Below are 19,368 nucleotides of genomic sequence, written 5' to 3' on the forward strand. Positions count from 1 at the left end.
CGGCGGCGATCCTCAGCGGGGCGTGCGCGGCTTGCCGCCTGGCCCGCGTCCGCTCGTTCCAGACGGACCGGCCGGCTTGCCACCACCGCCCGTGCGAGGCTTGAAGTCGCGGCCGCCGCTCGGCTTTCCGCCGGGACCGCCTGCGCGGGGGCCGGAACCGGCGCGTCCCGCCGGCTTGGCGCCGGGCTTGCCGCGCCGATCGTCGATGAACTGGTCGTCGCGCGGCTTGAAGGCGCGCTTGGGCCGATCTCCATCCCTCACGGAGTTGGCCTCACGCGCCGGGCGGTCGCCGGCGGGCGCGGTGCGTTCGCGCGGCTTGAAGGTCTTGGAATGCTCGAACCTGGGCGCGGCCTTGGCCCAGCCTTCCTTCTTGGGCGGACGCTCGCGGCGCTCGACCGCATCCGCCTGGGCCGTTTCGGCGGCGCGGACGCGACTGGGTTTGCGCGACGGGTCCGACATGGCCGAACCCGACCGGCCCTTGACGATGGGCGTCGACACCCGACGGCCGGGGATGGGCGCGGGCGTCTCGACCGTATTGCCGGTCGGCAGGTTCTCGGGCCGGATGTAGTCGGCCAGCAGCTCGCGGATCACGCGCGGCCCGACCTCTTCCACCGACCCGACCGGCAGCACGTCCAGGCGGAACGGGCCGTAAGCCAGGCGGATCAGCCGGTTGACCGTCAGGCCGACGGATTCCAGCACCTTCCTGACTTCGCGGTTCTTGCCCTCGGTGATCGAGACCGAGATCCACAGGTTGGCCGGGGCGCGACCGTCCTCGGACTTGGACTCCTTGGCCTTGTCCAGCTTGGCCTCGATGGGACCATAGGACACGCCGTCCACGACCACGCCGTCCTTCAGCGCGTCCAGCTGCTCCTGGGTGATCTTGCCCCGCGCCCGCGCCCGGTACTGGCGCACCAGCGATGTCGAGGGCAGCTCCAGCGCCCGGCTCAGCTCGCCGTCGTTGGTCAGCAGCAGCAGGCCTTCGGTCGCCAGATCCAGTCGTCCGACCGAGATCACGCGCGGCAGACCGGCCGGCAAGGCGTCGAACACCGTCGGGCGACCCGTCGGATCGCTGTGGCTGGTCAGCAGGCCCGCCGGCTTGTGATAGCGCCAGACGCGCGTCGCCTGGGTCGAACCGATGGGCTTGCCGTCCACCGTGATGACGTCGTCGCGCGTCACCAGGGTCGCGGGCGTATCCAGGATGCGGCCGTTGACCGCCACCTTGCCCAGGCCGATCAGCCGCTCGACCTCGCGGCGCGAGGCGATACCGGCGCGCGCCATGGTCTTGGCGATTCGCTCGGCGCGCAGAGGCGTCTCAGGCGTCTTGGACTTGCCGTCCTTGCCGCCCTTATCAGTGCGGGGCCGGTCGCTGCGCGGCTTGTCGCTGCGGGGGCGGTCGGCCTTGTCGCCGAACCGCTTGGCGCCGTCTTCGCGAGGGCCGCGCGGCTTGTCGCCGAATGATCTCGTCCCGTCGCCGCTCTTGCGGGGACCGGAGGATTTAAAGGGCCGGGGCGACCGTTCGTCTTGACGGGCGCGGGGCTTCTTGTCGTTGTCGTCTGTATGGCGGACCATGATGAGCGGTTCATGCGCATGGCGCTGGACCAAGCGCAAGCGGCGGCGGACGCAGGAGAGGTGCCCGTGGGCGCAATTCTTGTCGATCCTGCTTCAGGTGAGGTAATTTCGACCGGCGCCAACGGTCCGATTGCGGCCCACGACCCCACCGCCCATGCCGAGATCGTCGCCATGCGGCGCGCGGCGACGGCGCTGGACAACTATCGCCTGACCGGCCTGACCCTCTATGTGACGCTGGAGCCCTGCGCCATGTGCGCGGGCGCTATCAGCCACGCCCGCATCGGCCGCGTCGTCTGGGCCGCCGACGATCCCAAGGGCGGCGCCGTCATCCACGGTCCGCGCCTGTTCGAACAGCCGACCTGCCACTGGCGGCCGACGACGGACTCAGGCCTTCTGGCGGACGAGGCGTCGTCGCTGCTCAAATCCTTCTTCCGTCAAAGACGGGGAACGGCGACAGGCGGCGCACGTTAGAACGCCGCGAAAAGCTGCGCCGTTGGGCGTGGCCGTGGAGGGAAAAGACCTTGTTCAAGCCGGATCTGCCGCAGTCGATCGTGTTCAGCGGCTTGGCCGCCCTGGCCCTCCTCACCGCTTGCGGCGCCGATCCCGACAAGGCGCCGCGCACCGGCGACGAGGTCAAGGAGCGCGCCATCGAAGCCCAGACCGCCCGCCAGCGCACCGGCGCCGAAATCCAGGACCGCACCCTAAACCGCGTCGTGCACACCGTTTATCTTTGCGACAACGGCGAACGCCTGTCGGTCGATTTCGACAACCCGCGCCAGATGGCCACCATCCGCAACTCGTCCGGCGAGGCCATCGACCTGTATCAGGAACGCGCCGCCGACGGCATCTGGTACCGCGCTTCCAACGTCGAACTGCGCGGCAAGGGCGTCCTCGCCACCTGGTCCGTCGAAGGCCGCCAGCCGACGGAATGCCGGGCGGTAGACTAAGCGAAGGCCGCTAACCGCCGGTCCAGCGTGTGGCGCACCTCGGGCCAGTCGTCGTCTATGACGGCGAACATCGCCGTGTCGCGCGCCCGGCCAGTCCAGGTGATCTTGTGCTTGCGCAGGACGCCTTCGGCCTTGGCGCCCAGCTTCAGGATGGCGGCCTGGCTCTGCACGTTGACGGCGTCGGTGATGATTTCGACCCGAACCGCGCCCGCGTCGAAGGCATGACCGAGCAACAGCCGCTTGCAGGCCGGGTTGATCGCCCCGCCCCGCGCCTCGGGCCGATAGAAGGTCGAGCCGATCTCGCAGCGGCAATAGGCCGGGTTGATCTCGTACAGGCTGGTCGTCCCGACCACCGCCCCGTCCGAGCGCCGCCGCACCGCATAGGCGATTCGCGTCTGCGCCTGCATCGCCGCGAGCGCGGCCTTCCACCAGGCGTCGAAATGATCGCCATAGGCTGGCGCGACCATGATATCCCAGGACGCGGGGTCGCAATCCAGCGCGGCCTTGACCTCGGCTTTCAGTCCTTCCTCGAACGGCTCCAGCCGCACAAAGCGGTCCTCCAGAGGAACCGCGGCGATCTGCATCACGCGGTCGCGCCTTCCTCGATCAGGAAGGCCCTAACCTTGGCCGCATCCACGCCCTTGGCGACGAAGGCCTGGCCGATGCGGTGCGCCAGGATCAGGGTCAGCTCCCCGCCCTCGGCCTTCTTGTCGCCCGCCATCAGGGCAAGCAGACGGTCGGCCGCGAACGATCCCGCCTGATCCAGCCGCGTTGGCAGCCCAGCCGCTGCGACCACCGTTTCGACCCGTTCGACATCGGCGGCCGAAGACAGTCCTTCGCGCGCCGAATATCGGAAGGCCATGCAGCAGCCCAAGGCGACCGCCTCGCCGTGCGCCAGCGCCCCTTCGTCGAAGCCGACCTCGGTCTCGATCGCATGGCCGAAGGTGTGGCCCAGGTTCAGCAGGGCGCGCCGCCCCGCCTCCTTCTCGTCCTCGCCGACCACCGCGCTCTTGATCTCGACCGAGCGGATCACCGCCCGTTCCAGCGCCGCCGGATCGCCCTTGGCGCCCGCAGCCCCCTCGCCCGCCAGCCAGTCGAAGAAGGCCGCGTCGCAGATCAGCCCGTGCTTAAGCACCTCTGCCCAGCCGGACCTCACCTGGCGTGCCGGCAGCGTCGCCAGCACGTCGATGTCCGCCAGCACCAGGCGCGGCTGATGAAAGGCGCCGACCAGGTTCTTGCCGCGCGGCGTATCGATGGCTGTCTTGCCGCCGACAGACGAGTCGACCTGGGCCAGCAGGGTCGTCGGAATCTGCACGAAGTCGATGCCGCGCATGAACAGGGCCGCCGCCAGGCCCGCCAGATCGCCCACGACCCCGCCGCCCAGGGCAATGACCACGTCCTTGCGATCCAGCCCGATCTCCAGCAGTCGGTCCAGGACGCGCTCCAGCTCGGCGAAGGACTTGGAGCCCTCGCCCGCCGGCACCGCCACGATCTCGCTGGTCACGCCCGCCGCCGTCAGCGACGCGGTCAGGGTATCGGCGTGGATGCCCGCAACCGTCTCGTCGGTGATGATGACCGTCCGCCCGTTGGCCAACGGCGCGATGTGTGCGCCGGCCTGCGCCAGCAGCCCGCGCCCCACCACGACGTCATAGGCGGCAAAGGCGCCGCCGCTGACCGGAATGATCGTCATTGCGGGGTCTCCGTGCGTCGTCTCTGGCGCCAGTGTCGGCGAAGGTTCTTGTGAATGGCGTCCACCGCCTGGCCGTGCGAGCCCTGCCCGACGTCCACGGTCACATCGGCCTCGCCGTAGATGGGATAGCGGGCTTCGGCCAGGCCGGTCAGCACCTCCAGCGGGTCCTTGCCGCGCAACAGGGGCCGGGTGTCGCGGCGCGCCACCCGTTCCGCGATGACCGCCAGATCGGCCCTCAGCCAGACCGTGTCGGCCTTGGCCTTCAGCAGCGCCCGCGTCTCCGGGTTCATCATCGCCCCGCCGCCGGTCGCCAGCACGATGGGCGGCCCCTCCAGCAGGCGGCGGATCACCCGCGCCTCGCCGGCGCGGAACTCAGCCTCGCCCAGGGCGGCGAAGATTTCCGAAACCGTCATTCCGGCCGCCGCCTCGATCTCTACATCCCCGTCCGCAAACGGCAGTCGCAGCCGATTGGCCAGCCGACGACCGACCGACGATTTGCCCACCCCCATCAGGCCGACCAGGGCTATGGTGCGGGTCGGACCCGGATTCGCGCGCCGCCTCATCCGGCGGCTCCGGCGGAACGGTCGGTCGAGAGGAAGGCGAAGGCGGCGGCGCGGGCAGGCATGATCCAGAAAACCTCTACACCAAGCCTGACCCTGCGCCAGTCGTTCAGGCCGAGGATCGCCGCATGACGCCCCAGATCGAGGCCTTTCTGGAGATGATGGCGGTCGAGCGCGACGCCTCGCCCCACACCCTGTCCGCCTATGGCCGCGATCTGGCGGACGCGGAGATGGCGTTGTCAGAGGCCGGCGGGCTGATGAAGGCCGACGCCGAAGCGGTAGAGGCCTGGTTCGCGGACCTGTCGCGGCGCGGTCTGTCCGCAGCCACGGCCGCCCGTCGGCGGTCCTCCGCGCGCCAGTTCTACCGCTTCGCCCTGGCCGAGGGTTGGCGCACCGACGACCCCTCGCGCCGCCTCGACGCCCCCAAACAGGGCCGTTCGCTGCCGAAGGTGTTGAGCCGCGCCGAGATCGACGCCCTGCTGGCCGCATCGGCCGCCCTTGACGCCGCGGCGGGCCTGCGCCTGGTCGCCCTGGTCGAGATGGCCTACGCCTCCGGCCTGCGCGTGTCCGAACTGCTGGGGCTCAAAGTCGAGGCCGTTCGGCGCGACCCCGCCTATCTGATCGTGCGCGGCAAGGGCGGCAAGGAACGGCTCGCCCCCCTCAATGCCGCCGCCCGCGAAGCGATCAAGGCCTGGCTCATCGCGCGTGACGCGAAGCGAAAGCCTGATGCGCCCGACAGTCCCTGGCTGTTCCCTTCCTCCGGCCGCACCGGCCATCTGACCCCGCGCCGTTTCGCCCAACTGCTGGACGAGGCGGCGATCACGGCCGGCATCGACCCCGCCCGCGTCAGCCCCCATGTCCTGCGGCACGCCTTCGCCACCCACCTGCTGGAAGGCGGCGCCGACCTGCGCGTCGTCCAGACCCTGCTGGGCCATGTCGATATCGCCACGACCCAGATCTACACCCACGTCGCCACCGATCGCCTGGCCCAAGTCGTCCAACAAAACCACCCCTTGGCGCGCGACGACTGAACCCCCGCTTGCCCGGCGGCGTTGACCTCTCTAGGTTCGCGCGCCTTCCCCAAGGGCGCTTTCGCCCGTTTGCAGTTCCCGGACGCCTTGATGGCCACGCACTATCTCGACTTCGAAAAGCCGATCGCCGATCTGGAAGCCAAGATCGAAGAGCTGTCGCTGCTGGCCGACACCTCGGGCGACATCGACCATGAGATCGAGGGCCTGCGCAAAAAGGCCGAGCAACTGCGCAAGAAGACCTACGCCGGCCTCGACCCCTGGATGAAGACCCAGGTCGCGCGTCATCCGCAGCGCCCACACTTCATCGATTACGTCCAGAGCCTGTTCACTGACTGGAACGAGCTGCACGGCGACCGTCAGTTCGGCGACGACCAGGCCATCCTGGGCGGTCTGGCCCGGTTCCGCGGCCGGCCCGTCGTCATCATGGGCCACGAAAAGGGTCACGACACCGCGACCCGCATCACCCACAACTTCGGCATGGCGCGGCCCGAGGGCTATCGCAAGGCTGTGCGCCTGATGGATATGGCCGAGCAGTTCGGCCTTCCGGTCCTCAGCTTCATCGACACCGCCGGCGCCTATCCGGGCCTGGGCGCCGAGGAGCGCGGCCAGGCCGAGGCCATCGCCCGCTCGACCGAGCGCTGCCTGACCCTGGGCGTGCCCTCCATCGCCACCATTACGGGCGAAGGCGGTTCGGGCGGCGCCATCGCCATCGCCGCGGCCAGCCGTGTGCTGATGCTGGAGCACTCGATCTATTCGGTCATCTCGCCCGAGGGCGCCGCCGGCATCCTGTGGCGCGACGGCGCGCGGGCCAAGGACGCGGCCATGGCGATGAAGATCACCGGCCCGGACCTGATGCAGCTGAAGATCGTCGACCGCCTGATCGACGAGCCTGTCGGCGGCGCCCATACCGATCGCGACGCGGCCATGGCCAATGTCGGCGACGTTCTGACCGAAGAGCTGAAGGGCTTCGATGGCCTCACGCCGCAGCAGATCAAGAAGCGTCGCGCGGATCGCTTCTACGCCATCGGCGCCCTCTGACGCCCGGTCGCTCTGGCGACCAGCGTTAACGCAGCATCCACCCTCGTCTGCCAAGCTCGGCGCTTCGTTCAGGGGCATCGGGGTTTGCGACCGGCCATGAGTTCAGCGGCGCGACAGACGGGGGCCTTTGCGCCATGAGCGGCGGCGAGTCCCTGCGTGAAAGCGCCGTCTTCAATCTGGCCGGGGCGATCACGATGATCGTCGATGATTCGCCTTTCTCCCTGACCCTGACGTCCAACGCCCTGACCGGTTTCGGCATCCGGCCGACCTATGCGTGCGGCACGGGCATGGAAGCCAAGAAGCTGCTGACCGACAAGCCCGTCGATCTGCTGGTCGTCGATACCGACATGCCCGACATCGACGGGTTCGAACTGGTGCGCTGGCTGCGTCGCTCCGGCCCCAATCCGAACGCCTTCACCCCCGTCATCATGACCGCAAGCCACATTCGTCGCGGGCGCGTCGCCGAGGCGCGGGACTGCGGCGCCAACTTCGTCGTCACCAAGCCCTTCAGCCCGGCCCTTCTGCTGGAGCGCATCCTGTGGGTCGCGCGCGACAGCCGGCCCTTCCTGGAGGTCGGCGACTACCTGGGGCCGGATCGCCGGTTCCGGCACACCGGCTATGAAGGCGTGGAACGTCGCGCCGACATGATTCGCAAGGCGAAGGGGATGGAGAGTCTGGCCCTATGACCGTCATCACCCACACTCAGCGCAAGTCGCGTCTGGCAGAGATGCTGGATCGCCCCGGCGGCGTCAGCGTCGGGGTCGCCCTGGCCCAGGCCCGCGCCAATCTGGACGGACTTCAGGAACAGGCCCGCGCCATCATCGGCGACAATATCGCGGCCCTGCTGGCCAAGCCCGATCCGAACCTGATCGAGCCGATGCGGCTGGATCTGGCCTATTCCTCCTCCAGCCAGATCATCGATGCGGCCAGCCCTTTCGAGATGGACGACCTGTGCACGGCGGCCAAGGGCCTGTGCGACCTGCTGGACGCCGCGCCGCGTCAGGGCGGTTTCGACTGGCGCATCGCTACGGTCCATGCCCAGGCGATGAAGCTGTTGCTGGCGCTGCCGCCGCAAGAGCAGGCCGCGCGGACCGCCATCCTGACGAACCTGCATGAGGTTCTGAGAAAGAAGCTGCCGACCCCCGATCAGTCGGCCATCTGAGGCGTCTTGCCGCCACGCGTCTGTTTGCGCCACAGCGCCGCATATTCCCCGCCCTGTCGGGCGACCAGTTCGTGGTGCCCGCCGCGTTCGACGATCCGCCCGGCCTTCAGCACCAGAATCTGGTCCGCATCCGCAACGGTCGACAGCCGGTGTGCGACCACCAGGGTCGTGCGGCCGGTCCTGGCCTTGCGCAGCGTCTTCTGGATCGCGGCCTCGGTGCGGCTGTCCAGGGCGCTGGTGGCCTCGTCCAGGATCAGGATGCACGGATCGGCCAGCAGGGCGCGGGCGATGCCCACCCGCTGGCGTTCGCCGCCCGACAGCTTCAGCCCCCGTTCGCCGACCTTGGTCTGCATCCCATCCGGCAAGCCGCGGATAAAGTCGGCCAGTTCCGCCGCCTCCGCGGCCGCCCACACCTGCGCCTCATCCGCCTCGGGCCGGGCGAAGGCGATGTTGGCGGCCAGGGTGTCGTTGAACAGCGCCACATCCTGAGGCACCAGCGCCACCGCCGACCGCAGCGAAGCCTGGGTCACCTCACGCGCATCATGGCCATCGATCAGCACGCGCCCTTCCTGCGGATCGAGCAGACGCAGCGCCAGTTTGACAATGGTGGACTTGCCCGCGCCGGAGGGGCCGACCAGCGCCGTCGTGGTGCCCGGCGCGGCGTAGAAGCTGACGTCCTCCAGCCCATTGGTCCGCGCGTCGTGGCGGAAGCCGACGCCCTCGAACGCCACCGACGCCCCGCGCGCATCGACCGGCCGCGGCAGGGCGACGGCGTTCGGCGCATCGGCGACCTGCGGCGTCTGTCGCGTCACCTTCAGCATCTCCTCCATGTCGATGAAGGACTGACGGATTTCCCGATAGGCGAAGCCCAGGATGTTCAGCGGCGCGTACAGCGAGATCATGATCAGCACCGCCGCCGTCACGTCGCCCGGCCCCATCCGACCGGCCGCCGCCTCGAACCCGGCCATCACCGCCATGACGCCCAGGCCCAGGTTCATCACCAGGGCCTGCATCCCGTTCAGCATGTTCAGCGAACTGTTGGCCTTCAGCGACGCCTCGGCATAGTCGCCCAGCGCCCGGTCATAGGTCTGGGCCGCGCGCGTCTCGGCCCCGAACGACTTGACCGTCTCATAGTTCAGCAGGGCGTCGACCGAGACGCCGGCGGCCTCGGAATCGGCCGCATTCATGATCCGGCGATGCTCCAGCCGCCAGTTGGACATGGCGAAGGTGGCGGCGGTGTAGATGACGACCACGACCACCGCGACGGCGGCGAAACGCCAGTCGTATTTGGCGCCCAGCACCCCGGCCGCCAGCACCAGTTCCACCCCGGTCGGGACCAGGTTGAAGGCCAGGATGCGCAGCAGGAAATCGACCGCGCGCGATCCCCGGTCCATCGTCCGCGACAGGGCGCCCGAGCGTTTGGTCTGATGGAAGTCCAGCGACAGGCTCAGCGCATGAGCAAAGGCCTCGGCCGCCGTCGCGCGCTGGGCGGCAGCGCGCACCGGCGCGAACACCACGTCCGACACCAGGGGCGAGGCCGCCGACAGGAACCGCACGAGGGTCCAGCCGATGGCGAAGGCCGCAAAGCCCAGGCCGACGGCGGTCGCCGCACCCTGCCCCGCCGCCAGACGGTTGACCGCCGCGCCCAGCACCAGCGGCGCCAGAACGCCCAGCCCCTTGCCCGCCAGCGTCAGCAGGATGGCCGAAATCAGCCGCAGTTTCAGGTGCGGCGCGCCCGATCGGGCCACCAGCCGCGCAAGGTCCGCCAGCGCCGTCAGCGTCGGGGGTCCATCCGTCTTGTCCTGTGGGCTCCCTGCCTGCTGCGCCTTGACCATCGGGTCACGCCTGCCGCCGGAGCGTTCGCCTCGCATCGCCATGATCCGCATATGGAAAGCCAATGCGACCGGGGAAAGGCCACGCTGGCGCGCAAGCGGGGATTCGTCGCTCAGCGCAGACCGGCCACCGCCTCGATCAACTCGTCCACGGCCGCTTCCTGCGTCGCCCACGAACAGACGAAGCGCACCGAACCGTCATCGAAGGCGTAGCAGGCCCAGCCCATTTCGTTCAGGCGGGCGTGCGCCTCTGGCGGCATCCGCACGAAGACGGCGTTCGCCTCCACCGGGTGGGCCAGGACGAAGGGCGACCGCCCCGCAATGCCGGCCGCCAAGCGCTGCGCCATCAGATTGGCGTGGGCGCCGCCCGATTCCCAATCGCCGCTTTCCAGCAAGCCCAGCATCGGACCCGACAGCAGACGCGTCTTGGACGACGTCTGGCCCGCCTGCTTCAGCCGGTTGTCCAATCGCCGCGCCAGGCTCTTGTCGAACAGCACGATCGCCTCGGCGCAGTTGGCGCCCGCCTTGGCCCCGCCGAACACCAATACGTCCACGCCCAGGCGCGGAATGTCCTTCAGGTCGAAACCGGCGGCGACCGCATTGGTCAGGCGCGCCCCGTCCATGTGAACGCCGTAGCCCAGCGCCTTGGCCGGTTCGATCAGGTGGCGCAGTTCTTCCTCGGTATAGACCGAGCCGTACTCCGTGGCCTGGGTCAGCGACAGGGCGGCGGGCGGCTGACGATGCCCGACTTCGGGTTCGCCCAATTGCGCCTGCAGGGCCAATGGATCGATCTTGCCCGAGAAGCCCGGCAGCCCGATCAGGCCGACGCCGTGACCGAAGAAGCCCGGCGCCCCCGTCTCGTCGGTGCAGATGTGCGCCGCATGGTGAGCCAGCACCGCCTCATAGGGTTGGGCCAGCATCGACAGGGCGATGGCGTTGGCCGCCGTCCCGCTGAAAACAAACCGCACCTCGGCGTCGGCATCCAGACGCTGGCGAATCTGGTCGGCGGCGCGGGCTGTGACCTCGTCTGCGCCATAGGCGCGGGCGAATCCCTTGTTGGCGCGCAGCAGGCCTTCGATGGCGCTCAGCGCCATGCCGGCGGTGTTGTCGGAACCAAAATCGTAACGCATCAACGGTTCGTCGCCTTCAGATCGGCAGCATCGTCATCGACCGTGCGGACGCGCACGACCGGGACCACATCCTCATCGCCATACGGCACGGCGACCTGGTGCGGGAACGGAATCTCGATCCCGGCGGCGTCTAGCGCCTCCTTGCCGCCCTGCATCAGATCGGCCTGGGTCTGCCACCAGTCGCCGACCTTGACCCAGGCGTGCAGCGTCACCTGCACCGAGCTGTCCAGCAGGCCCGTCACGCCCGTCCAGGGATGGGGATCGTGCAGCACCTTGTCGTGTGCGGCGGCCATATCCGCCAGCACGCAGCGGGCCTGGTTCAGATCGTCGCCATAGCCGACCGTGAAGTTGATCTCGATCCGGCGGGTCTGCTGGCCGGTCAGATTGGTCAGCGGGTCGCTAAGGACCTTGGAGTTCGGAATGACGATCTTGTGGTTGTTGGCGTTGGACAGCTGGGTCGTGAACAGGTCCAGTCGCTGCACCGTGCCGCTCATCCCGCCGACATCCACCACGTCGCCGACGCGATAGGGTCGCAGCACCAGCAGCATTATCCCCGACGCCACGTTCGACAACGTGCCCTGCAAAGCCAGGCCCACCGCCAAGGACGCCGCACCCAGCACGGCGATGATCGAAGTGGTCTGAACGCCCAGGCGTTGAAGCACGGCGATCATGCCGATGATGAAGACCACCACCCGCACCACCTGGACCGCAAAGCTCAGGACCGTCGGATCGTGGCGGAAGCCCTTGACCCGCGACAGGGTATTGCGCGCCGCCCGCGCCGCCCATTTCGCCGCAAAGACCGTCAGGACGAAGATCAGGATGGCGATCGTCAGATTGATCGCGAAATCACCCGCCATGTCGGTCAGCTTGGCGATCACGGCGGCGTCGATCGAAACGGCCTTGCGCCCTGCGGCGACCGCTTGGGCGACATCGGTTGGAAGAGGCGAAGACATGGGTCGGGTCTAACGCCTGGTGCGCCGATTGGAACCCCCGAAAGCCGGATTTCAGGCCTTTGCGATCCGTCCGCCGCCGCTTTCGATGGCGTCCAGCAGATCCATGACATCGTCGATGGTGTTGGCCTCTCGCGCCGGCTTGTCCCAGCGAATGCGGCTGACGCGCGGAAAGCGCATGGCCACGCCCGACTTGTGCCGCGTCGAGCGATTCAGCCCCTCGAAAGCGATCTCCAGCACCAGGCCGAAATCCCGCTCGGCCCGCACCGACCGCACCGGCCCGAACCGGTCGATGGTGTGATCGCGCACGAACTTGTCGAGTTGCTTCAACTCCTCGTCGGTGAAGCCGAAATAGGCCTTGCCTACCGGCGTAAGCGCGCCCTCCGGCGTCCAGACGCCGAAGGTGTAGTCGGAATAGAAGCTGGAGCGTTTCCCATGCCCCCGCTGAGCGTACATCAGGACGGCGTCGATGACGTGCGGGTCGCGCTTCCACTTGAACCACGGCCCCTTGGGTCGCCCCGCCAGATACGGGCTGTCCCAGCGTTTCAGCATCAGTCCCTCGGCCGCCGCCCCGACCGGCGGATCGGCGCGCAACCGCGCCAACTGTTCCCAATCCGCATAATCGACCACCGGCGACAGATGCAGTCGCTCGCCATTATGACCGTTGACCAGGGCTTCCAAACGCGCCCGACGCTCGCGCAGCGGCAGGCCGCGCAGATCCTCGCCATCCTGGGCCAGCAGGTCATAGGCGACGACCGCCGCCGGAAAGGCCTGCATCGCCTTGGCGTCCACCGACTTGCGGTTCAGCCGCTGCTGAAGGTCCCCGAACGGCGCGACCGCCCCGTCGCGCCAGACGATCAGCTCGCCATCGATCGCGCCTTCGAACGCCAGGGCTTCCATCACGTCTGGAAAGGCGGTCGAAATCTCGTCGCCGGTTCGGGAATAGAGTTTGCGGACCTCGCCCTCCAGCACCGCCTGAACCCGGATGCCGTCCCACTTCCATTCGGCCGCATAGTCGGCGGGCGACAGTTTGGGCAGATCGACCGCTTCATCGATGGCGACGGCCAGCATGACGGGCCGGAACCGGCCGGGCGCATCCGGGCTGGGCCGCTCCGCCCTGCCCTCCAGCCAGGCGAACAAATCGGCGTAGGGCGGCTCGACCGCGTGCCAGACTTCCTCGATGGCCGAGGCGTCGAGGGCCTCCAGCGTCATCTGCGCCTCGTCGCCCTCCGGCGAAGGCGGCGCCATCACCGCATCCGGGCGCATCATCGCCGCGGCCGTCTTGGCCAGCCGCGCCGACAGGCCCACGCGCAAGGCCCCCGTCATCAGCTTCAGCAACGCCCAACGCCCTTTCGGCTCCAACGCATCCAGCCAGCCTTCCAGAAGGCCGCGCACCTCGGTCCGCGTGGCGGTCCTTAGCGCCTCGACGACCTCGGCCAACTCGGGCTCGCGGTTCGGCCGATGATCAGGCGTCACGGGCCAGATCAGGGCCACGGTCTCCGCCAGATCGCCCACATAATCGTAGGACCATCCGAACAGCACGCTGTCGACCCGGCCTTCGACTGCCTTTCGGATCATGGCCGGCTTGGCCGCGTCGAACGTCAGGTCGCCGGTCAGGGCCGCCAGCGCCCATCCCCTGTCGGGATCCGGCGTTGCCCTGAGATAATCGCGCACCAGCACCAGCTTCGCATTGCGCGAAGCCGTCAGGGACAGGCGATCCAGAAGCTCGGCGAAGGCGCGCATCGTCATCCATCTTGGGCGCCGGAAGCGTCGCCGTCCTGTGCAGAACGAAAAACGCCCCGGAGGTTTCCCTCCGGGGCGCATCTCAAATCCTTGACGGATTAGTTGAACAGTCCGGCGATCACGGCGGTGATCAGGCCGCCGGCGACGGCGGCGAGCACCACGTCATTGCCGCTGCGGACGTATTGGTAGCCACGGGGCGGCGCGCGCAGGCCATAGCGGTTATAGTCGTTCACCACATAGGCGTTGGTGCGGTAGTAGGACGGCATCCGTTGACCATAGCTCCAGGTCCGAACCGCATAGCCGCGCGGCGGGACATAGCGCGGGGCGTTGTAACGACGTTCCGCACGCTGCCAGCGTTCATAGGCGCGTTGCTGCTGGCGATACTCACGACGCTCTTCGCGCAGCTCGCGACGATAGTCGCGCCGATCCTGGCGGTAGTCGTGACGGTCGTAATGACGTTCGTAGCGGTGATCTCCGCGAGACTGCGCCGAGGCTGCTCCGGCTGCGCCCAAGGTGGTCGTGGCCATCAGAGCGGCCATTGTTGTGGTCAGGATCTTTTTCATGATCGTGTCTCCATCTGCGCCGAAGACCATCGGCTTGGGTGCAGTTATGGAGCACGGCGACTGAGGCGCGCCTGAACCGGCGTCCTCGGACTAGGTTCATGTCGGGAACACAGGATCGCCTCAATCAGGCGGCGACGGAGGCCTCTGATGGCGGTGCGGCCATCTGCGCAACCGCGTCGCGACCGCCGCTGACGCGCCCCATCAGGGCGGCCAAAGCGCCGAAATCAATCGGCTTGTTCAGATAGGCGTCGGCGCCCGCCTGAAGACCAGCCTCGTGATCCTCATGACGCGCCGAGGCCGACAGGACCACGATCGGGGTGCCGGCGTTCTGGCCGCCCTCGCGGATGATGCGCGTTGCGGTCAGTCCGTCCATGACCGGCATGTTCACATCCATGATGATCAGGTCGAACGGCTGGTTCTTGGCGATATCGACCGCGACCTGGCCGTTCTCGGCTGTCGAGGTGACGTGGCTGGCCGAGCTCATCCAGGCCTCCAGGATCATGCGGTTCACGGGGTGATCCTCGACCACCAGGACGCGCAGCGATTCGCCACCCTCGATCTCGGCATGAACCTCGGCCGCCGCGACGGGCTTGGCCCATTCCACGACCTCGGCCTCGATTTCCAGGGTGAAGCACGAGCCCTCGGCGAGCTTGGACGTCACGGTGATGTCGCCGCCCATGATGTTGGCCATGCGTCGCGCGATGGTCAGGCCTAGACCCGTGCCGCCAAAGCGCCGCGTCGACGAGGTGTCGACCTGGGTGAAGGGCATGAACAGCCGCTCCAGATCGGCGGCCGCAATCCCTGCGCCGCTATCCTGGACGACGAATTCGAACCGCACGCGCTGGTCCGAAATGCGGTGGCCCCGCACGAGATAGTGGATTTCGCCGGTCTCGGTGAACTTGACCGCATTGGACAACAGATTCTGCACCACCTGACAGACGCGCAGCGGATCGCCTCGCACCACCGTCGGAATCTCGCCCTCCACGGTCGTGACGAACGTCAGGCCCTTGGCTTCGGCCTGCGCTTCGAAGGGGCCCGTGATGCGCTTGTTCAGGCCGTCGATGACGATGTCGACGACCTCGAAGTTCATCTTGCCGGCCTCGATCTTGGTCATGTCGAGGATGTCGTTCAGCAACGACAACAGATTGTCGCCGGAGTTGCGGATAATCGACAGATACTCGCGCTGCGTCGTCTCCAGTCGCGTCGCGCTAAGCAGTTGGGCCGCGCCCAGCACGCCGTTCATGGGCGTGCGCAGTTCGTGCGAGATCACGCCCAGGAAGTTCGACTTGGCGTCATTGGCGGCGTTGGCCTTGTCGCGGGCCGCTTCCAGTTCCTCGATCAGATGCGCCTGATGCGACTGGAAGGCCCGAATGCGGTCTTCGCGCAGCAGGGTCATGGTCACCAGCACGAACAGACCCGCCGCTGTGAACGGCAGGACCGCCAGCATCGACCAGAAGGCGTTGGTGCCCCACAGGCTGAACAGAATGATCGTCGCGGCCGCGCCGTAGGGCGAAGAGATGATCAGGGCCTGACGCGGCGAGCTGCGAAGCTGAGCGAACACCAGCACATAGCCGGAAATCAGCAGGGCGAGGGCCAGGGGCCGCCCGAACTCGGTGGGCGAGAACCAGGCCATCAGAGGCGCAATGGCCCAGGCGCCGGTCGTCACCGTGGCCACGATCGGGAAGATCACGCCCCAGTTGGTGTCGACGCGATGGCTCAGACGATGTTCGACGATTCCCCGCAGCGACCCGGCCGCCAGGGTGCCGCCGAACCAGAGAAGCGCCGGCCACAAGCCGACGGTGCCCAGAAGACCCACGCCCCACGAGGCGATGATCATGTAGCGGAGATACTGCGTCTGCAGGATGGCTGTCAGCGCCTGGGCCGCGTCTCCGGCGCGTTGCTCGCCTTCGAGCGCCTTCGCGACGCCGTCTGATTCCACCATAAGCCCAGATCCCCACGTTCTGTTTGGTCGGATGACGCTAAGACGAAGGTTCTAAGACGATGTGAACGCAGTTCTTTCGCTCAGCCAGCCTCCTCCGGCGTCAGCGCCTTGATCGAAAGGGCGTGGACCGGTCCGGCCATCTCATCTTTCAGCAGGGCGTTGACCGCGCGCTGTCGCGCCAGCCGCGATTGCCCCTGGAAAGCGGCGGACACGATCACCAGATTGAAATGGCTTTCGCCGCCAGGCTTGGCGTCCATTCCGCCTTCATGATGATGACCGGCGTGGCGCCAGCTGTCGTCCTCGACCTCCAGACGCAGGGGCGACAGCCCTGCCGTCAGTTTTGCACGAATAATCGTCGCCACCGGGCCTTCAGACATGATCGATTCCTTGATGCTGTCCCAATCGGGCTTACACTTCGACTGATGTCCGCCTCCTTTCAATACAAGCCGCGCTTCACCGACATTCGGGTGAAGCCGCCCAAGCCCGAGGAAGAGGCGGCGAAAGCCGACGTCCTGCACCTGAAGCCGGGCGAAAAGCCGTGCCAGTGGCCCGATTGCCGCCGGGCTGCTGCGGCCAAGGCGCCCAAGTCGCGCGAACGGCTGAACGACTTCTACGAATTCTGCCAGCCGCACGCCGGCGAATACAACAAGGGCTGGAACTTCTACGCCGGCATGACCGAGGGTGAGATTCGCGCCGCCCAAGAAAACGAAGCCATGACCGGCGGCCGCCCGACCTGGGAGATGCAGGCCGGCAAGTTCACGCGCGAGGCCGCCGCTTTCGCCGCCAAGATGGGCACCTCGAACACCACTGGCGCCGGCTCATGGCGCGACAGCTTCGGCCTGTTCGGGCGCAAGGGCGATCAGGCGCCGCAATCCGCGACCGAGGACCGCCGCATCGGCAAGCTGGAACGCGCCGCCCTCGCCGACCTCGATCTGGATCCGGGCGCGGACAAGGCGAAGATCAAGGCTCAGTATCACGAGCTGCTGAAGCGGTTTCACCCCGACACCAACAGCGGCGACCGCAGCGCCGAGGCCAAGTTGCAACGCGTGATCAAGGCCTGGAAGACGCTGAAGAAGGCCGGTCTGGCCTGACGGCCTAGTCGGCGTAGATCATCTTGCGCGTCATGCCGCCGTCTACGGTCAGCACCTGGCCGGTGACGAAGCCCGCTTCGGCAAGATAGAGCACGGCCTCGGCGATGTCCTCGGCGCGGCCGACGCGGCCGACCGGATGCTGTTTGTGATCGACAGGACGCAAATCCTCGCCGTCCGAAATCCAGCCGGGCGCGATGGCGTTGACCCGGATCCGGGGGCCTTCGCTGATCGCCAGAGCGTGGGTCAGGGCAGATAGCGCACCCTTGGACGCCGCATAGGCCTCGGTGTGCGGCTCGGACATGAAGGCGCGCGTCGAGATCATGTTCACGATGGCGCCGCCCTCGTTCAGCATCGGAATGGCGGCGCGGCTCATCAGAAAGGCGCCGGTCAGATGGCTGTCGATGGTCTTGCGCCAGTCCGCCAGCGACAGCTCAGCCAGCGGGCCGTTCACCGGATCGGCGATGCCCCCGTTGTTGACCAGCAGGTCCAGCGACGACCAGCCCAGGGTCTCGAACGCCTGTTTGACCGAGTCCTCATTACCCAGATCGCAGTCGATATGACGCGCCTCACCCTCACCCGGCTTCAGGTCGAAGGAGGCGACCTCCCATCCGTTGGCCTGCAGGGCGTCACAAACGCCCGTTCCGATCAGGCCTGATCCGCCCGTGACAATCGCTTTTTTCATGGTGCCGAAACCGGCGACGGCCGGCTTGGTTGCGCGGAATCAGGGCTGGCCGGCGGCTTGGTTGTTCGCGGCGGCCATCATAGGGCTCAACGGCTCGCGGAAATAGCGATCGATGCCGTCCGCGACCGACTTCATCAGGCGACGGCGCGCGCGCTCGTCGGTCAGCAGCCGCTCGTCCTCGGGATTGGTGATGAAGCCCATTTCCAGCAGCACGGCCGGCACGTCGGGCGCCAGGAGCACAGCCAGACCCGCATCGCGATGGCTGCGGCGCAAGAGAGGATGGTCCGAGCCTTCCAGGTGCGTCAGCAGAACGCGCGCGAACTGGGCGGAGCGGTTCTGGGTCGCGCGCTGGGTCATGTCGAGCAGGATGCGATCCACCGACGGGTCGCGGCCCGGCAGATGCAACTCACGATGCCAGTTGTCGCCGCGCGTGAACTCACGCACCGCCCGGCCGGCGCCCTGCTCCGACAGGGTATAGACGCTGGCCCCGCGCAGCGCCGGATCGGCGCCAGCGTCCGCGTGCAGGGAAATGAACAGGTCGGCGTCGGCCTGACGCGCGATGGAGACGCGACGATAGAGGTCGACATAGCGGTCGTCGGTCCGTGTCAGGCGCACGCGATAACGACCGTTCTTCTCAAGCTCGGCCTTCAAGGCCAGGGCGGCGGCCAAAGTGACCTGCTTTTCCTGGGCGCTCGCGCCGCTGGCGCCGGGATCATTGCCGCCATGGCCGGCGTCGATGACGATCAGGGGGCGTTCAGCGCGGCGCGGCGGTGCGCTGGTGCGCGGCGCCGGCGTGGTCGAGGCGCGCGCGGCGGCTCCCGTCGCCTTCAGATCGACGACATAACGATAATGGCTGACGCCGTCGCCGGGCGGCAGCAGAAAGCGCCGTTCGATCTCGCTGCCGCGCGCCAGTTCCAGCTGAACTCGCGACGAACCGCCGGACGACGTGACCTCATAGGAGCGCACCAGACCCGAACCACCGCCGTTCAGACCGCGTCCTGGCGCAACACCGCTGAGGGCCAGGACCACCCGGCCCTCGCCGCCTGCGTCGATGACGCGTCCCTGCGCCGTCTTGTCCAGATCGATGACGACGCGGGTCCGATCGCCGTCGGCGCCGAAGCGCACCGCCAGTACATCGCCCTGCGCGCCCCAGGCGAAACCGCGCGTTGCAGACAGACCGACCATGCAGATGACCACGAAGGCCAGGGCGGTCATCGCCCACTCCTTCGCGCCCCAGCGCATCAGACCTGTCAAAACGCGACCGCTCATCTGCGTCGGCGAACCCGGTTTAAGCCTACTTGAACCTCATCATGACAGAGGCTCGTATTCAGGGGGTTAAGGCGAGCGCCTTTTAATTCTCCCGTTGCATGACTATGCTGTGACCGCTCGCGAACCGATCGCGCCGATTTCGCCCTTGCGGATCTTGGCGCGCCCTCCT

The 19,368-nt window shown here is 67.7% G+C and carries 20 protein-coding genes; 7 read left to right on the plus strand and 13 right to left on the minus strand.

The window, feature by feature from the left end:
• Positions 1-12 precede the first annotated feature (12 nt).
• The gene (locus Q9R14_RS06665) at positions 13-1,569 is read right to left on the minus strand and encodes a pseudouridine synthase (protein ID WP_306003906.1); all 1,557 of its coding nucleotides are present in this window, start codon (positions 1,567-1,569) and stop codon (positions 13-15) included.
• A 12-nt stretch (positions 1,570-1,581) separates the two neighbouring features.
• On the opposite strand from Q9R14_RS06665, the gene tadA reads away from it, so the two are divergent.
• The gene (tadA, locus tag Q9R14_RS06670; RefSeq protein WP_066626629.1) at positions 1,582-2,040 is read left to right on the plus strand and encodes a tRNA adenosine(34) deaminase TadA; all 459 of its coding nucleotides are present in this window, start codon (positions 1,582-1,584) and stop codon (positions 2,038-2,040) included.
• 50 nt (positions 2,041-2,090) lie between these two features.
• Entirely contained in the window at positions 2,091-2,516 is a 426-nt protein-coding gene (locus Q9R14_RS06675; RefSeq protein WP_084140420.1) for an MliC family protein, read from the plus strand.
• On the opposite strand, the gene Q9R14_RS06680 is transcribed toward Q9R14_RS06675, so the two are convergent.
• Genes Q9R14_RS06680 through Q9R14_RS06690 form a run of 3 tightly spaced genes read right to left on the minus strand, consistent with a single transcriptional unit; the run spans position 2,513 to position 4,769 of the window.
• On the minus strand, positions 2,513-3,100 hold the full coding sequence (locus tag Q9R14_RS06680; protein WP_306004130.1) for a GNAT family protein: 588 nt from the start codon (positions 3,098-3,100) through the stop codon (positions 2,513-2,515). The genes Q9R14_RS06675 and Q9R14_RS06680 overlap by 4 nt on opposite strands.
• Positions 3,100-4,206, minus strand: coding sequence for a 3-dehydroquinate synthase (gene aroB, locus Q9R14_RS06685; RefSeq protein WP_306003907.1), 1,107 nt, complete (start codon positions 4,204-4,206; stop codon positions 3,100-3,102). The genes Q9R14_RS06680 and aroB overlap by 1 nt, the downstream gene beginning before the upstream one ends.
• Positions 4,203-4,769, minus strand: a complete 567-nt coding sequence (locus Q9R14_RS06690) for a shikimate kinase (protein ID WP_165117140.1) — start codon at positions 4,767-4,769, stop codon at positions 4,203-4,205. Before Q9R14_RS06690 ends, aroB begins: the two co-directional genes overlap by 4 nt.
• Positions 4,770-4,894: 125 nt before the next feature.
• Here Q9R14_RS06690 and Q9R14_RS06695 point away from each other — a divergent pair, with 125 nt between their 5' ends.
• From Q9R14_RS06695 to Q9R14_RS06710, 4 genes are all read left to right on the plus strand, one after another.
• Complete coding sequence (locus Q9R14_RS06695; RefSeq protein ID WP_306003908.1) at positions 4,895-5,797, plus strand: tyrosine recombinase; 903 nt, start codon at positions 4,895-4,897, stop codon at positions 5,795-5,797.
• 90 nt (positions 5,798-5,887) lie between these two features.
• Positions 5,888-6,835, plus strand: a complete 948-nt coding sequence (locus Q9R14_RS06700; RefSeq protein WP_306003909.1) for an acetyl-CoA carboxylase carboxyltransferase subunit alpha — start codon at positions 5,888-5,890, stop codon at positions 6,833-6,835.
• A 134-nt stretch (positions 6,836-6,969) separates the two neighbouring features.
• Positions 6,970-7,521, plus strand: a complete 552-nt coding sequence (locus Q9R14_RS06705) for a PleD family two-component system response regulator (protein ID WP_039247653.1) — start codon at positions 6,970-6,972, stop codon at positions 7,519-7,521.
• Positions 7,518-7,997, plus strand: coding sequence for a chemotaxis protein CheE (locus Q9R14_RS06710; protein WP_306003910.1), 480 nt, complete (start codon positions 7,518-7,520; stop codon positions 7,995-7,997). Before Q9R14_RS06705 ends, Q9R14_RS06710 begins: the two co-directional genes overlap by 4 nt.
• Here Q9R14_RS06710 and Q9R14_RS06715 read toward each other — a convergent pair.
• The 7 genes from Q9R14_RS06715 to Q9R14_RS06745 all read right to left on the minus strand — a co-directional run bounded on the left by Q9R14_RS06715 (position 7,982) and on the right by Q9R14_RS06745 (position 16,534).
• On the minus strand, positions 7,982-9,868 hold the full coding sequence (locus Q9R14_RS06715) for an ABC transporter ATP-binding protein/permease (RefSeq protein WP_306003911.1): 1,887 nt from the start codon (positions 9,866-9,868) through the stop codon (positions 7,982-7,984). The genes Q9R14_RS06710 and Q9R14_RS06715 overlap by 16 nt on opposite strands.
• A gap of 74 nt (positions 9,869-9,942) precedes the next feature.
• Positions 9,943-10,959, minus strand: a complete 1,017-nt coding sequence (locus Q9R14_RS06720) for a low specificity L-threonine aldolase (protein WP_306003912.1) — start codon at positions 10,957-10,959, stop codon at positions 9,943-9,945.
• The gene (locus Q9R14_RS06725) at positions 10,959-11,912 is read right to left on the minus strand and encodes a mechanosensitive ion channel family protein (RefSeq protein WP_306003913.1); all 954 of its coding nucleotides are present in this window, start codon (positions 11,910-11,912) and stop codon (positions 10,959-10,961) included. Before Q9R14_RS06725 ends, Q9R14_RS06720 begins: the two co-directional genes overlap by 1 nt.
• A gap of 51 nt (positions 11,913-11,963) precedes the next feature.
• On the minus strand, positions 11,964-13,652 hold the full coding sequence (locus tag Q9R14_RS06730; protein WP_306003914.1) for a cisplatin damage response ATP-dependent DNA ligase: 1,689 nt from the start codon (positions 13,650-13,652) through the stop codon (positions 11,964-11,966).
• Positions 13,653-13,750: 98 nt separating this feature from the next.
• Positions 13,751-14,215 carry an RcnB family protein gene (locus Q9R14_RS06735; protein WP_306003915.1) on the minus strand — a complete coding sequence of 155 codons (465 nt, stop codon included), beginning with the start codon at positions 14,213-14,215 and terminating at the stop codon, positions 13,751-13,753.
• 124 nt (positions 14,216-14,339) lie between these two features.
• Positions 14,340-16,157 (minus strand): response regulator, encoded by a 1,818-nt coding sequence (locus tag Q9R14_RS06740; protein ID WP_306003916.1) that lies wholly within the window; start codon positions 16,155-16,157, stop codon positions 14,340-14,342.
• A gap of 80 nt (positions 16,158-16,237) precedes the next feature.
• The gene (locus tag Q9R14_RS06745) at positions 16,238-16,534 is read right to left on the minus strand and encodes a BolA family transcriptional regulator (protein ID WP_039247647.1); all 297 of its coding nucleotides are present in this window, start codon (positions 16,532-16,534) and stop codon (positions 16,238-16,240) included.
• A gap of 45 nt (positions 16,535-16,579) precedes the next feature.
• On the opposite strand from Q9R14_RS06745, the gene Q9R14_RS06750 reads away from it, so the two are divergent.
• Complete coding sequence (locus tag Q9R14_RS06750) at positions 16,580-17,248, plus strand: J domain-containing protein (protein WP_039247646.1); 669 nt, start codon at positions 16,580-16,582, stop codon at positions 17,246-17,248.
• 4 nt (positions 17,249-17,252) lie between these two features.
• Here the strand turns inward: Q9R14_RS06750 and Q9R14_RS06755 are convergent, their stop codons facing one another.
• A complete protein-coding gene (locus Q9R14_RS06755; RefSeq protein ID WP_306003917.1) occupies positions 17,253-17,930 on the minus strand; it encodes an SDR family oxidoreductase in 678 nt (225 codons plus the stop codon).
• Positions 17,931-17,969: 39 nt separating this feature from the next.
• Positions 17,970-19,145, minus strand: coding sequence for an N-acetylmuramoyl-L-alanine amidase (locus Q9R14_RS06760; RefSeq protein WP_306003918.1), 1,176 nt, complete (start codon positions 19,143-19,145; stop codon positions 17,970-17,972).
• Positions 19,146-19,368: the final 223 nt, after the last annotated feature.

This window comes from Brevundimonas sp. C43 (assembly GCF_030732185.1).
Classification (GTDB): Bacteria; Pseudomonadota; Alphaproteobacteria; order Caulobacterales; family Caulobacteraceae; genus Brevundimonas; species Brevundimonas diminuta_C.

What these genes read in the sequence shown, in the direction of transcription:
- Q9R14_RS06745 (WP_039247647.1), bottom strand. Translation starts at nt 16,534, where the DNA reads ATGTCTGAAGGCCCGGTGGCGACGATTATTCGTGCAAAACTGACGGCA.
- Q9R14_RS06720 (WP_306003912.1), bottom strand. Translation starts at nt 10,959, where the DNA reads ATGCGTTACGATTTTGGTTCCGACAACACCGCCGGCATGGCGCTGAGC.
- Q9R14_RS06715 (WP_306003911.1), bottom strand. Translation starts at nt 9,868, where the DNA reads ATGCGAGGCGAACGCTCCGGCGGCAGGCGTGACCCGATGGTCAAGGCG.
- Q9R14_RS06750 (WP_039247646.1), top strand. Translation starts at nt 16,580, where the DNA reads ATGTCCGCCTCCTTTCAATACAAGCCGCGCTTCACCGACATTCGGGTG.
- Q9R14_RS06755 (WP_306003917.1), bottom strand. Translation starts at nt 17,930, where the DNA reads ATGAAAAAAGCGATTGTCACGGGCGGATCAGGCCTGATCGGAACGGGC.
- Q9R14_RS06700 (WP_306003909.1), top strand. Translation starts at nt 5,888, where the DNA reads ATGGCCACGCACTATCTCGACTTCGAAAAGCCGATCGCCGATCTGGAA.
- Q9R14_RS06725 (WP_306003913.1), bottom strand. Translation starts at nt 11,912, where the DNA reads ATGTCTTCGCCTCTTCCAACCGATGTCGCCCAAGCGGTCGCCGCAGGG.
- aroB (WP_306003907.1), bottom strand. Translation starts at nt 4,206, where the DNA reads ATGACGATCATTCCGGTCAGCGGCGGCGCCTTTGCCGCCTATGACGTC.
- Q9R14_RS06740 (WP_306003916.1), bottom strand. Translation starts at nt 16,157, where the DNA reads ATGGTGGAATCAGACGGCGTCGCGAAGGCGCTCGAAGGCGAGCAACGC.
- Q9R14_RS06710 (WP_306003910.1), top strand. Translation starts at nt 7,518, where the DNA reads ATGACCGTCATCACCCACACTCAGCGCAAGTCGCGTCTGGCAGAGATG.
- Q9R14_RS06730 (WP_306003914.1), bottom strand. Translation starts at nt 13,652, where the DNA reads ATGCGCGCCTTCGCCGAGCTTCTGGATCGCCTGTCCCTGACGGCTTCG.
- Q9R14_RS06735 (WP_306003915.1), bottom strand. Translation starts at nt 14,215, where the DNA reads ATGAAAAAGATCCTGACCACAACAATGGCCGCTCTGATGGCCACGACC.
- Q9R14_RS06695 (WP_306003908.1), top strand. Translation starts at nt 4,895, where the DNA reads ATGACGCCCCAGATCGAGGCCTTTCTGGAGATGATGGCGGTCGAGCGC.
- Q9R14_RS06705 (WP_039247653.1), top strand. Translation starts at nt 6,970, where the DNA reads ATGAGCGGCGGCGAGTCCCTGCGTGAAAGCGCCGTCTTCAATCTGGCC.
- tadA (WP_066626629.1), top strand. Translation starts at nt 1,582, where the DNA reads ATGCGCATGGCGCTGGACCAAGCGCAAGCGGCGGCGGACGCAGGAGAG.
- Q9R14_RS06690 (WP_165117140.1), bottom strand. Translation starts at nt 4,769, where the DNA reads ATGAGGCGGCGCGCGAATCCGGGTCCGACCCGCACCATAGCCCTGGTC.
- Q9R14_RS06760 (WP_306003918.1), bottom strand. Translation starts at nt 19,145, where the DNA reads ATGACCGCCCTGGCCTTCGTGGTCATCTGCATGGTCGGTCTGTCTGCA.
- Q9R14_RS06665 (WP_306003906.1), bottom strand. Translation starts at nt 1,569, where the DNA reads ATGGTCCGCCATACAGACGACAACGACAAGAAGCCCCGCGCCCGTCAA.
- Q9R14_RS06680 (WP_306004130.1), bottom strand. Translation starts at nt 3,100, where the DNA reads ATGCAGATCGCCGCGGTTCCTCTGGAGGACCGCTTTGTGCGGCTGGAG.